This is a genomic window from Promicromonospora sp. CA-289599, from assembly GCF_050936155.1.
Classification (GTDB): Bacteria; Actinomycetota; Actinomycetes; order Actinomycetales; family Cellulomonadaceae; genus Promicromonospora.
The window spans coordinates 4,532,101-4,544,218 of the sequence record NZ_JBNJNI010000001.1 but is presented as its reverse complement, the minus strand read 5'-3'; the positions used below and the strand labels follow the sequence as shown (position 1 = coordinate 4,544,218).

The 12,118-nt window shown below is 70.9% G+C and carries 10 protein-coding genes; 4 read left to right on the top strand and 6 right to left on the bottom strand.

Features of this window, described 5'->3' with window-relative positions; all coding sequences use genetic code 11:
- Window positions 1–210 precede the first annotated feature (210 nt).
- The 4 genes from tig to ACQEVI_RS20220 form a co-directional block, all read right to left on the bottom strand.
- The gene (gene tig, locus ACQEVI_RS20235; RefSeq protein ID WP_432902091.1) at window positions 211–1,611 is read right to left on the bottom strand and encodes a trigger factor; all 1,401 of its coding nucleotides are present in this window, start codon (window positions 1,609–1,611) and stop codon (window positions 211–213) included.
- A 219-nt stretch (window positions 1,612–1,830) separates the two neighbouring features.
- Window positions 1,831–2,640, bottom strand: coding sequence for a carbohydrate ABC transporter permease (locus tag ACQEVI_RS20230; RefSeq protein WP_432902089.1), 810 nt, complete (start codon window positions 2,638–2,640; stop codon window positions 1,831–1,833).
- On the bottom strand, window positions 2,637–3,557 hold the full coding sequence (locus tag ACQEVI_RS20225; RefSeq protein WP_432902088.1) for a carbohydrate ABC transporter permease: 921 nt from the start codon (window positions 3,555–3,557) through the stop codon (window positions 2,637–2,639). Before ACQEVI_RS20225 ends, ACQEVI_RS20230 begins: the two co-directional genes overlap by 4 nt.
- The gene (locus ACQEVI_RS20220; protein WP_432902087.1) at window positions 3,554–4,861 is read right to left on the bottom strand and encodes an ABC transporter substrate-binding protein; all 1,308 of its coding nucleotides are present in this window, start codon (window positions 4,859–4,861) and stop codon (window positions 3,554–3,556) included. The genes ACQEVI_RS20225 and ACQEVI_RS20220 overlap by 4 nt, the downstream gene beginning before the upstream one ends.
- 182 nt (window positions 4,862–5,043) lie before the next feature.
- Here ACQEVI_RS20220 and ACQEVI_RS20215 point away from each other — a divergent pair, with 182 nt between their 5' ends.
- The 4 genes from ACQEVI_RS20215 to ACQEVI_RS20200 are packed head-to-tail and all read left to right on the top strand — an operon-like array spanning window position 5,044 to window position 9,493.
- Entirely contained in the window at window positions 5,044–6,213 is a 1,170-nt protein-coding gene (locus ACQEVI_RS20215) for an ABC transporter substrate-binding protein (protein WP_432902085.1), read from the top strand.
- A 13-nt stretch (window positions 6,214–6,226) separates the two neighbouring features.
- Entirely contained in the window at window positions 6,227–7,102 is an 876-nt protein-coding gene (locus ACQEVI_RS20210; protein ID WP_432902083.1) for a branched-chain amino acid ABC transporter permease, read from the top strand.
- Entirely contained in the window at window positions 7,102–8,778 is a 1,677-nt protein-coding gene (locus ACQEVI_RS20205; protein WP_432902081.1) for a branched-chain amino acid ABC transporter ATP-binding protein/permease, read from the top strand. Before ACQEVI_RS20210 ends, ACQEVI_RS20205 begins: the two co-directional genes overlap by 1 nt.
- A 1-nt stretch (window position 8,779) precedes the next feature.
- Window positions 8,780–9,493 carry an ABC transporter ATP-binding protein gene (locus ACQEVI_RS20200; RefSeq protein WP_432902079.1) on the top strand — a complete coding sequence of 238 codons (714 nt, stop codon included), beginning with the start codon at window positions 8,780–8,782 and terminating at the stop codon, window positions 9,491–9,493.
- A 27-nt stretch (window positions 9,494–9,520) separates the two neighbouring features.
- Here ACQEVI_RS20200 and ACQEVI_RS20195 read toward each other — a convergent pair whose 3' ends face one another.
- Together ACQEVI_RS20195 and ACQEVI_RS20190 are read right to left on the bottom strand one after the other, a co-directional pair.
- Window positions 9,521–10,657 carry a flavin-containing monooxygenase gene (locus tag ACQEVI_RS20195; protein ID WP_432902077.1) on the bottom strand — a complete coding sequence of 379 codons (1,137 nt, stop codon included), beginning with the start codon at window positions 10,655–10,657 and terminating at the stop codon, window positions 9,521–9,523.
- An 85-nt stretch (window positions 10,658–10,742) separates the two neighbouring features.
- Entirely contained in the window at window positions 10,743–11,999 is a 1,257-nt protein-coding gene (locus ACQEVI_RS20190; RefSeq protein ID WP_432902075.1) for a cellulase family glycosylhydrolase, read from the bottom strand.
- Window positions 12,000–12,118 lie beyond the last annotated feature (119 nt).

The window sequence follows — 12,118 nt, the reverse complement described above, 5'->3', positions numbered from 1 at the left end:
TCTCTGGACCACGTCCCATCGACGTCTCGCTCGACCCTAACGTGCCCCCGCCCGCCGGAACTCCTGATTCGGAGCCCGTTTCGCCTACAGCGCATCGGTGCTGCCCACGGCGAAGTCGGGGGGAACGCGGACGGCGGTCCGCACCCTCACGCCGAGGGTGCGGACCGCCGTCGGGCGTCATGCGCCGGCCCTCCCGGGCCGGGTCGTACGTCAGGCCTTCGCGGGCTCCGACGACTCGGGCGCGGCGCCCTCGGCGGGCGCCTCGGGCGCCTCGTCGTCAGCGGCACCCTGAGCCTGTGCCACGGCCGCGTCGAGCGCGGCCTGGGCCTCGTCGACCTCTTCCGAGCCGATGAACTCGCTCAGGTCGACGACGTTGCCGTCGGAGTCCTTGACCTCGATCTGGCGCAGGGCGACCGCGAGGGCCTTCGAGCGCGCGACCTCGCCGACCATGGCGGGGATCTGACCGCCCTGCTCGAGGGACTGGATGAACTCGCTCGGCTCCATGCCGTACTGCTGCGAGGCGCTCACCAGGTACTCGACGAGCTCGCCCTGGCTCACCTGCACCTTGAGCTTCTCGGCGAGGGTGTCGAGCAGGATCTGGTTCTTGATCGCCTTGGTCGCGTCGGCGGTGACCTCGGCGCGGTGCTCGTCGTCCTCCAGGCGGCTCTCGGACTCGAGGTGACGGTGCACCTCTGCCTGGACCACACCGGTGGGCACGGGGACCTCGACGGTCTCCAGCAGCTTCTCCATGAGGGCGTCCCGGGCGCTGACCGCCTGGTTGGAGGTCTTGATGCCGGCGACCTGGGTCTTCAGGTCGTCCTTGAGCTCCTCGATCGTGTCGAACTCCGAGGCGAGCTGGGCGAAGTCGTCGTCCACCTCGGGGAGGTCGCGCTGCTTGACCGAGGTCGCGGTGACGGTGACGTCCGCGTCCTTGCCCTCGTGGTCGCCGCCGGCCAGCGGTGCCTTGAAGGTCGTGGTCTCGCCGGCGGAGAGGCCGGTCAGGGCCTCGTCCAGGCCCTCGAGCATGTTGCCGGAGCCGATCTGGTACGAGACGCCCGACACGGAGTCGACCTCCTCGTCACCGATGACGGCCTTCAGGTCGATGACGATGTAGTCGCCCTCGACGGCCGGGCGGTCGACGCCGACCAGGGTGCCGAAGCGCTCCCGCAGGGCGTCCATACGCTCCGCGACGTCCTCGTCGGTGACCACTGTGGAGTCGACGGTCAGCTCGACGCCGGACAGCTCGGGCAGCTCGATCTCCGGGCGCACCTCGACCTCTGCCGTGAACTTCAGCTGGCCCTCGCCGGCCTTGGCCGGCACGTCGGTCACGTCGATCTCGGGCTGGGCGAGCGGACGCAGCTCGGTCTCGCCGAGCGCGTCACGGTAGAAGCCCGAGAGCCCGTCGTTCACGGCGTGCTCGATCACCGCGCCCCAGCCGACCCGCTGCTCGATGATGCGCGGGGGCACCTTGCCCTTGCGGAAGCCGGGGACGTTCACCTGCTCCGCGATGTGCTCGTAGGCGTGATCGATGCTCGGCTTGAGCTCGTCGTAGTCCACCTCGACGGTCAGCTTGACCTTGGTGGGCTCCAGGGTCTCGACGGCGCTCTTCACTTCGATGGTCTCCAGAATGTCGGGGGTGCGCGCACGCCGGCTTACTGCTTCCCGGGGTGGCGCGGGGATGCTCAGCTCAGTTGCCGCTGCTCGCTGTCAGCCGCGCTGACGACGACGTGCGAGAGACGCACGGGCAACCCGTCAATGGTACGCCCCACGACCACGGGCGCCGAATGCAAACCGGTGGCGTGCCGCACACCGTCCGGCGTCCGCCGGCCGTCAGCGGCCCATCCCCGCCGTCAGACCCGCCACGATCTGCCGTGTGGCCACCAGGAACAGGACCACGAGCGGCAGCGTGGCGATGACGAGGCCCGCGAACAGGGTTGACCACGACGTCTGGTACTCCCCGAAGAACGTGGTCAGCCCGACGGGCAGCGTGTACTGCGAGCGGTCGCGCACGAGGATGAGCGGGTAGAAGAAGTCGTTCCAGATGGGCACGAAGCGGAAGACCACGACCGTCGCGACCGCCGGACGCACGAGCGGCAGCAGCACCGACCAGAACGTGCGCAGCGGGCCGGCGCCGTCGATCCGGGCGGCATCCTCCAGATCGTCCGGGAGCTGACGCAGGAACGTGGCGAGCACGAACACCGAGAACGGGATCGACACCGCCGCGTAGACCAGGATCAGCCCGGTCCGGGTCGAGGCGAGCCCGATCGTGTCCAGCAGGTAGAAGATCGGCACGATCATGAGGAACACGGGCATCATCAGGCCCGACACGAACACCTGCTCGATGACGCCCATGAGGCGTGAGCGCGACCGGGCCAGGGCATAGGCGGCCAGCAGCGAGACGACCGTGGACAGGGCCACCGAGGCCGTGGTGACGAGCACCGAGTTGAGGAAGTACGTCGAGAACGACGCCTCCACCCAGGCCTGGCGGTACGCGTCCAGCGAAGGGCTGACCGGCAGGCCGAGCGGCTCGGCGACGAGCTCCTGATCGGTGCGGAACGAGTTCCACACCATGATCAGCAGCGGCACCAGCGCGACCGCCGCGTAGCCCCAGAGGACCACCTGTACCGCCGCGCGCTTCACGTCAGGCCCCGCTCGACGCGCCGGAACCACCGCGTGAACAGCACCGACACCCCGACGATCACGACGAACAGCAGGATCGCCACGGCCGACGAGACGCCTATCGCGTTGGAGGCGCCCGAGCCGAACGCGGTGCGGTAGAAGAGGAGCGACATGACGTCGGTGGCCCCCGCCGGGCTGCCGTTGGACCCCCCGAGGGCGTACGGGATCGGGAACGCCTCCATGGAGAAGATGAACGTCAGCACGCTCACCGTGCCGATCACCGGCACCAGCATGGGCAGCGTGACGTACCAGAACCGCTGACGGGAGGACGCGCCGTCGAGCATCGCGGCCTCCTCCATCGTGGGGTCGAGAGACCCGAGCGCGGCGCCGTAGACCAGGAGCGGGAACCCTACCCACTGCCACGCCGTCACCAGCACCACCACCCACAGGGCGGTGTCGGGGTCGCCCAGCCAGGGCTGCGCCACCGACTCCAGGCCGACGGCGCGCAGGGCGGCGTTGACCGGGCCGAACAGCGGCGAGAGCAGCAGCGACCAGAGGTAGCCGACCACGAGCGGCGAGACCAGGTACGGCATCGTGTACAGCACCTGGAACAGGCGGCGCATCCGCTCCCGCTTGTGCAGCACGTACGCCAGCAGCAGCCCCACGGAGTTCTGCACGACCATCGCGCCGGCGAACAGGAGCCCGTTGTGCGCGAAGGCGCGCGGGAGCTGGCTGCGGTACGGCTCGCTGGTCAGCAGCGTGACGAAGTTGTCCAGCCCCACGAACGACCCCTGCGCGGTGCCGCGCCAGGAGAACAGCGAGTAGGTCAGGGCCGTCGCCATCGGATAGAGCACGAAGACGGCGAACAGCGCCGCCGCCGGCAGCAGGAAGAGCAGTGCGACGGACGTGGGGAGCGCCGCTGTGCGACGGCCGCTCACTCGCCCGGCGTCCACCAGGCCGAGAGGCCGTCCTGGATGATCCCCGCGGCCTGCTCGGCGTCGGCGTCGCCGAGGAACAGCTTCTGGCCCGCCTCCCCCATCAGGTCGGTGCCGACGAGGTCGCCGTACCGGTAGTCCACGAGCAGCAGGTACGGCGCGGGGTTCTCCTGGTACAGGTCCCACATCTCCTGCTGGAGCGGGTCGGAGAACTCGACGCCGGGGATCGGCGAGAACTGCTTGAGCTCGTCGGCGACCAGCTGCCCGAACTCCGGCGTGGCCAGCCAGTTCAGCAGCGTCTCGGCCTCCTCCGGGTGCTCGGTGGCGGCCGACAGGCCCCAGTTTCCGTCCGCGTACCCGGGGCTGACCGGGTGGTCCAGCGCCGCGCCGGGCGGCGGGGGCACCTGGAACACGCCGAGGTCGAGGTCCGGGTTGGCCTCCTGGAAGAACGCCAGCTCGTACGAGCCGCCGGCGAACATCGCAGCCTGCTCCGAGGTGAACAGCACCTGCGCGTCGGTGTACGCCACGCCGGTCACGTCCTCGGGCATGTACTTCTGCAGGTCCTTGAGCGTCTGGATCGAGTCGACGTACGCGGGGTCGGTGAAGTCGGTGTCGCCGTCGCGCAGCGCCTGCTGGAAGTCCGCGCCGCCGTACCGGGCGGACGTCAGGGCGTCGTGCACGGTGGGCACGAACCACCCGTCGCGCGCGCCGACCGCGAGCGGCGTCACATCCGTCCCGAGCAGCTCGTCGTTGATCGCGACGAAGTCGTCCCAGGTCTCGGGCTCCTCCAGGCCGTTCTCCTCGAAGATCGCGGTGTTGTAGTAGACCTGGATCGTCTGGGAGGCCAGGGGCACGCCGTAGACCGCGCCGTCCTCGCGACCGCGAGCGCCGTCGAGGATCGCGTCGTCGAACTCGCCGAGCGCCGGGACGAGGTCCTCGAGCGGCTCGAGGTTGCCGCCCTCGACGAGCGGCTGGAGCAGGCCGTAGGAGCGCACCTGGGCGATGTCGGGTCCGTCGGAGCCGGTCAGGCCGGTGCGCAGGATCTGGTCGTACTCGGTGTTGAGGTGGGCCTGGAAGTTCACCGTGATGCACGGGTTGGCCTCTTCGAAGACGTCGAAGATCTTGTCGTACGTCTTGACGTCCTCGGTGCGCCAGGACCACACGTCGAGCGCTACCGCGTCGCCGTCGCACCCCTCCCCCGCGGCCCCGCCGGGTTCCGGGCTGCCCGTCGACGGTGCACAGGCGGTGAGCGTGAGGGCCACGAGGGTTGCGGTGGCTCCTGCTGCGAGGGTCGTTCGGCGGTTCATGCGCCGGACGCTGCCGGTCCGACGTCGGGCTGTCAAGCATTTGCGCTGAATCGAAATGTCGTGTCCCTGGTCCGATTTCAGTGTGATCGTGGGCGTATCCGTGCCAGAATTTCCCCCGCTACCGGCTCGCACGGCTCTTTCTTCCGAAGCAACGACGCTCTCGCGACACCTTGGAGACCCGCATGCAGCACCGTGCTCTCGCCCTGTTCGCCGCCACCGCCCTGACCGTCTCGCTCACTGCCTGCACGTCGGAGGGGGGCGGGACGACCGACGGCGGTCTCGACGGCGAGGGGACCGGTGCCGACTGCACCATCGGGTCGCCAGTGCCGGTGGGCGCGGCGCTCAGCCTCACGGGTGCGGCTGCCAGCTACGGCGAGTCGCAGCGACAAGGCCTGGAGCTCGCCGCCGAGCAGCTGAACGCCGCGGGCGGTGTCGAGTACGAGCTGACCGTCGAGGACGACCAGACGGACCCGCGGCAGGGTATCGCCGTGTTCGAGCAGCTGACGGCGGACGACGGCGCGAGCGTGATCATCGGCCCGACCCTGTCCACGGGGGCGTTCCAGGCGCAGCCGATCGCGCAGGAGGAGGGCGTCCCGGTCCTCGCGATCTCCAACACCGTCGACGGCATCACGGCGCAGGGCGACTACATCTTCCGCGACTCGCTCCCGGAGTCGCAGGTGATCCCGCAGACCGTGGCCGCCGCGAGGGCCGAGTACGGCCTGGAGAAGGTGGTGGTCATGTACGCCAACGACGACGCCCTGTCCGAGGCCGGGGGCGAGGTGTTCGGCGACGCCCTGGAGGCGGAGGGCATCGAGGTCGCCGACACGCTGACGTTCTCCGTGGCGGACACCGACTTCCGGGCCCTGCTCACCGAGGCCAAGGCCGCCGACCCGGACGCGCTGGCCGTCTCCGGTCTCATCGAGGCGGCGATCCCGCTGGTCACGCAGGCCCGCGAGCTCGGGCTGGACGTACCGATCATCGGCGGCAACGGGTTCAACAACCCGCGGCTGATGGCCGACGCCGGGGACGCCGCGGAGGGCGTGGTCGTCGGGGCAGCCTGGAACTCGGCGTCTGACAACCCCGAGAACACCGCGTTCCTCGCCGACTTCGAGGAGATGCACGGGGCGCAGCCGGACCAGTTCGCCGCCCAGTCGTACACGGGACTGATGCTGGTCGACGCAGCGGTGCGTGCGTCGTGCTCCGGCGAGCGCGACGCGATCAAGGAGGGGCTCGCGAACATCCAGGGCGTCCCGACCGTGCTGGGCGAGCTGACCATCAACGACGAACGCGACGCCGAGCACGAGGCTGTGGTGCAGGTGGTCGACGGCGGCAAGTTCACAGTTCTCGACTGATCGCGCGACCACCATGCAACAGCTCCTCAACGGGCTCTTCATCGGCTCGATCTACGCGCTCTTCGCCGTCGGGTTCGCGCTCGTGTTCGGCATCCTCGACCGGCTGAACCTTGCGCACCCGGCGGTGTTCGCGGCGTCGGCGTTCATCGGTATCGAGCTGGTCACCGTGGGTGGGCTGCCCTTCTGGGCGGCCCTGCCCGCGGTGGCCGTGGTGGGCGCGCTGCTGGGGCTTATCGTGGAACGGGTGGCGTTCCGGCCGCTCAAGGGCCGGGCCGACGCGCACTTCGCCGGCCTGATCTCCTCGATCGCCGTCGGGGGCATGCTGATCGCGCTGCTCCAGTGGCGGTACGGCGCCGAGACCCGCCGGTTCCCCGCCGATACGTTCCCGGCCACCCGGTTCGACGTGCTGGGCGCCCAGGTCACGCTGCTGCAGGTGGTGATCGTCGCCGTCTGCGTGACGCTCGTGGTGGGGCTGACCTGGCTCGTCGCCCGCAGCCGCCTGGGGCGCGGGATGCGGGCCGTCGCGGAGAACCCGACGGCGGCGCGCGTGCTGGGCGTCGACGTCGACCGGGTCACCGCCACGACGTTCGCGATCTCGGCGGCGCTGGGGGCGGTCGCGGGCGCGCTGTTCGCGATGAACGTGAGCTCGGCCCAGCTCGGCATGGGGTCGGCGATCGAGCTCAAGGGGCTGGCGGTCATCGTGGTGGGCGGCATGGGCTCGCTGCCCGGCGCGCTCGTCGGCGGGATCCTGCTCGGGGTAGCGGAGGTGTTCGCGGTGCAGTACCTGGGCTCGGCATGGCGGGACCTGATCGCCTTCGCCCTGCTCTTCGGCATCCTGCTGGTGCGACCGCAGGGCCTGTTCGGCGGACGCCGGGCGCGGCAGGTCTGATGCTCACCGAGTCGACGGTCACGTTCATCGCACTGGGCGCGATCTTCGCGTTCTCGTTCTACGCGGTCCTGAACGCGGGCCAGCTGAGCCTCGGCCAGGCCGGCTTCGCCTCCGTGGCGGCCTACACGTCGGTGCTGCTCGCCCCGGACCCCGACGTCGTCGGTGACCTTCCCGCCCTGCTGGCGGCCCTGGTCATCGGCACGACGGCGGGCACGGTGGCCGCCGTCGTCCTGGGGCTGCCGACCATGCACCTGCGGGGTGTCTTCCTCGCCATCGCCACCCTCGGGTTCGCCGAGGCCGTGCGGATCTTCGTGCTGAACGCCGAGTGGACGGGCGGCGCGCAGGGCATGTCCGTACCCAAGATCGTCACGCCCGCGATCGCCTGGATCGCGCTGGCCGTCGTCGCCTACTGGTTCTGGCGCTCCGGTCCCACCCGGTACGGCCGGGCGCTGGAAGCGATCCGCGAGGACGAGCTCGCCGCCGGCGCCATGGGCATCGACGTCGGCAGGCACCGACTCGCGGCGTTCGCCACCGCCGGCGCCGTCGCCGGGCTCTACGGGGTGCTGTGGGCGTACACCGTGCGCCTCGTCAGCCCCGCCGACTTCGGGTTCACCGCCGCCATCGACGGCCTGGTGACCGCCATGGTGGGCGGCACGACGGTCTTCGTCGGACCGGTGGTGGGCAGCGCCTTCCTCACGATGGTCCCCGAGCTGCAGCGCGCTCTGGGCGTCGAGGCCGGCTGGATCCGGCCGTTCGTCGCGGGGCTGCTGCTGCTCGTCGTGATCCTGTTCCTGCCCGGCGGGCTCGCCGGGCGGATCCCCCGGCGGATCCGGATGCCGAGGCTCGACGGCGAGAGCGCCGGCGGGCGGGGCGACAGCGCCGAGCTGCGCACCCGTGAGCACGCCCCGCGCGGCGACGTGGTGGCCCGGCTGACCGGGCTCAGCAAGGACTACGGCGGCGTGCACGCCGTGCGCGACGTCGACCTGGAGATCCGCAGCGGCGAGCTGCTCGGGCTGATCGGGCCCAACGGCGCGGGCAAGACGACGCTCGTGAACATGATCAGCGGGCTCGTGATGCCGTCGTCGGGCGAGGCGACAGTGCTCGGCGTGACCGCAGGACGCGCCCCCGTGCACCGCGTCGCCGCGGCGGGCGTGAGCCGCACCTTCCAGCACTCCAAGCTCTTCGGCCGCCTCTCGGCGCTGGAGAACGTGCTGGTGGGCGGGCACCTCGTGACCCGGCCGACAGTGGTCCGGCGGCTGCTCTGGCTCTCGTCGGCGCGGCGCGACGAACGGGCCGCGCTCACCCATGCGGCACGGTGCCTCGACCGTGTCGGCATGCTGGACGTGGCTGCCACCCGCGCCGGCGCACTCTCCTACGGTGACCAGCGGCGGCTCGAGATCGCCCGGGCGCTCGCGGCCGACCCGAGCCTGATCGTCCTGGACGAGCCCGCCGCAGGCATGAACCAGGTGGAGGTGGGCGAGCTCGCGCATCTCATCCGCTCGCTGGCCGACGACGGCCTGGCCGTGCTGCTCATCGAGCACAACGTCGGCCTGGTGCGCCAGGTCTGCGACCGGGTGGTGGTGCTCGACTTCGGCGAGGTCATCGCCTCCGGTACGCCCGCGGAGGTCGCAGCGGATCCCCGCGTGGTCGAGGCATATCTCGGGACGGAGGCCTGACATGACCGAACCGGCGCTCGAGGTCGAGCACCTCTCCGTGCGCTACGGCCGGGTCGAGGCGGTGCGCGACGTGTCGTTCAGCGTGGCGGAGGGCTCTCTGGTGACGCTCGTCGGCGCGAACGGCGCGGGCAAGTCCACGATCATCGACGCGGTGTCCGGCATCGTCAGGCCGCACGGCGGGCGCGTCCGGTTCCGCGGGACGGACATCACCCGCACGCCCGCGCACCGGCTGGTGGCGCGCGGTCTCGTCCAGGTGCCCGAGGGCCGCCAGATCCTCGCGTCCCTGACCGTCGCCGAGAATCTCGCGATGGGTGGCTGGCACCGCGGTCGCGGTGCGGCCCGCACCATCGACGAGATGTACCAGCGGTTCGGGGTGCTCGGCGAACGACGTGACCTGCCCGCCGGCGCGCTGTCGGGCGGCGAGCAGCAGATGCTCGCGATCGCCAGGGCTCTCGTGGCCGAACCCGCCCTGCTGCTCCTGGACGAGCCGTCCATGGGGCTGGCGCCGCTCGTGGTGAACGAGGTGTTCGACGTCGTGGCGCAGATCCGCGCGGCCGGCACCACGGTGGTGCTCGTCGAGCAGAACGCCCGCCGGGCCCTGCGCGCCGCCGACCACGGCTACGTCCTGCGCACAGGTGAGGTGGTCCGCTCCGGACCGGCGGCCGAGCTGCTGGCCGACGACGACGTGGTGCGGGCCTACCTCGGCACGGCCTAGGTCGCTCTCACCACGGGTGGGTCCGCCTCAGCGCTCAGCGGCCCGCGGTGACGTTCCGCGCGATCCGGTGGGCGTCGGCGGCCATCTCGTGGAGCATGCCGGAGATCGGGTTGGTGAAGCCCGTGAAGTAGAGGCCCCGCGCGGCCGGACGGCCGTTCGTCGCGATCGGCCCTCCGCGCTCGTCGAGCACGCCGAGGTGGCCCATGACGGGTTCCAGGGCGCGGCGGTAGCCGGTGGCGGCGAGGACGACGTCGGGGTGAGGCGGGCGCCGTCGGTCAGGACGACGTCGCCGCCGTCGAACCGTTCGATCGCCTTGACCACCTTGATCGTGCCGGCCTGGACGGCGGCGACGAGGCCGATGTCCTGGACGGGGATGGCGCCCTGGGCCACGCGTGTGGCCAGGCCGACCTCCGGGATCGGCAGCCCGAGGTGCGCGAGGTCCGGGAAGCTGGCCTTGCGGACGGGGACGCCGAGGGCGTCGACGAGCGGCGTCGGCAGGTGGCGCACCAGCAGGCCCGTGTACTGCGCGGCCCACGGCCCCTGGTTGCGCGGCACGATGTGCGGCGGTGTGCGGACCGCGAGGTGGACGCTCGTCGCGCCGTTCTCCGAGAGGTCCTGCGCGATCTCGGCCCCCGTGTTGCCCACCCCGACGACCAGCACGTCCTTGCCCGCGTACGGGACCGGGTCGCGGTACCGGCTCGCGTGCACGACCTGCCCGGGGAACGTGTCCTGGCCCGGCCAGTCCGGGAGGTGCGGCGTGTGGTTGTACCCCGTGGCGACGACAACGGCGTCCGCCGTGCGCCGGCCTACGGCGTCGCCCTCACCGGTGGTGGTGACCGTCCATACGCCGGCGGCGCGGTCGAGGCGCGTGACCTCGACGCCGTGCTCGATCCGCAGGTCGTGGTGGACGGCATACGCCTCGAGGTAGCGGACGACGTCGTCCCGGGCCACCCAGCGGCCGAACGCACGCGGGATCGGGAGACCGGGCAGCTGCGAGAGCCCCCGTGTCGTGTGCAGGTGCAGGCGGTCGTAGTGGTGCCGCCACGCGTTGCCCACGTGCTCCGACTTCTCCAGGACCGTGACGTCCGCGCCCTTGCCCCGCAGGGCGGCCGCTGCGGCGAGGCCCGCCGGTCCGGCGCCGATGACGTACACGGTATGCGACATGGATGGAGCGTAGTGGTGCACGGTGGGTGCCGGGTGGGCTGAACCTTGTTCACCCCACCCGGCACCCACCCGGCACCCAGCCGGTCTAGAAGTCGTCGGCGGTCCGGACCCGGTCCCGGATCCAGCGTCCGGCCTCCTTCAGGTTCCCGGTCCCGAAGGAGCCGCTGTTGCAGGATCCCTGGGTGAGGACCGCGCCCGAACGGTGGTCGTCGGAGAAGTTCCAGTTCACCCAGCTGATCTTCTTCGACGCCGCCAGGTCGAGGTACCGCTGCGACATGGCGAAGTCGTTGGCTCCCTCACCGGCGTAGTCCTGGGTGCCGAACTCCGTGATGAACATGGGGATCCGGTCCGCGGCCCGCGAGAGCGCGTTCAGGTACACCTCGTCGTGCGACGCGGCGTAGAAGTGGAACGTGTACATCACGTTCGAGGCGTTGACCGGGTTGTTCACCACCTCGGACTCGTTCGAGCTCTCGGAGACGCCCAGCGACGACCAGGCGCGCGTGCCCAGCAGGATGACGGCGTCCGGGTCCTTCGCGCGGACCACCGGGATGATCTGCTCGTGGTAGCTCTTGATCGTCTGCCAGGACACCCCGTTGGGCTCGTTCGCGACCTCGTAGATGATGTTGTTCTTGCCGTTGTTCCGCTCGGCGATGGCCGTGAAGAAGGTCTTGGCCCGCTGCAGGTTGAAGTTGGGGTCACCCGGGCTGAGCATGTGCCAGTCGACGATCGCGTACATGCCGCGCGCCGTGAGCATGTCGATGTAGCGGTTCACCAGGGCGGTGTAGCGCGCGGGATCGGTCTCGTAGCCGCCCTCCTGCACGTAGGTGGAGATCCGCACCACGTCGGCGTTCCAGTCGTACGCGAGGGTGTCGAGCGAACCGTCCGTGATGCACTGCGAGTACCACTGGGTTCCGTGCGTGCTCATCCCGCGCAGCTGGATCCGCTTGCCCTGCTCGTTGCAGAGGCCCACGCCGCACACGCTGAGCTGGCCGTTCGCCGCGACCGGCGTGCCGGCCTCCGGAGCCGGGTCGGTCGGCGTCGGCTCGGGATCCGACCCGCCGTCGCACGTACCGCTGAGTGTCCAGAGCGACGGCGTCGACGCCGGGTCCCAGCCCGCACCCGGGTGTGCGGTGTGCGCCTGCGTGGCGGTGTAGGAGCGGCCCTCGTAGGTGACCTGCTGGCCTGCGCGGTAGCTCGTGCCCTCCGCCCAGGTCGGTGCGGAGCACTCGCTCGTGGCGGCGGTGACGGCTGTGGCGGGCAGAAGAGGGACAAGGGCCGTTCCTAGCGCCAGCATCGCGGCAGTGGCAACTGCGACGACGATCGGGGCGCGGCGGGAGACCATGATGGGACCACCTCAGTTCGTCTGTTGATCCGGAGCAGGTCGCGGCAGCGCTGCCGGCCTGCTGGTCGCCAAGACGCTAGCAAGATGCCTCGTCGGGTGATATCGGGGATTTCCACACC

Coding starts and splice junctions, on each gene's coding strand:
- ACQEVI_RS20220 (WP_432902087.1), bottom strand. CDS start 4,861: ATGAACCGCCGAACGACCCTCGCAGCAGGAGCCACCGCAACCCTCGTG.
- ACQEVI_RS20215 (WP_432902085.1), top strand. CDS start 5,044: ATGCAGCACCGTGCTCTCGCCCTGTTCGCCGCCACCGCCCTGACCGTC.
- ACQEVI_RS20210 (WP_432902083.1), top strand. CDS start 6,227: ATGCAACAGCTCCTCAACGGGCTCTTCATCGGCTCGATCTACGCGCTC.
- ACQEVI_RS20205 (WP_432902081.1), top strand. CDS start 7,102: ATGCTCACCGAGTCGACGGTCACGTTCATCGCACTGGGCGCGATCTTC.
- ACQEVI_RS20200 (WP_432902079.1), top strand. CDS start 8,780: ATGACCGAACCGGCGCTCGAGGTCGAGCACCTCTCCGTGCGCTACGGC.
- ACQEVI_RS20195 (WP_432902077.1), bottom strand. CDS start 10,657: ATGTCGCATACCGTGTACGTCATCGGCGCCGGACCGGCGGGCCTCGCC.
- ACQEVI_RS20190 (WP_432902075.1), bottom strand. CDS start 11,999: ATGGTCTCCCGCCGCGCCCCGATCGTCGTCGCAGTTGCCACTGCCGCG.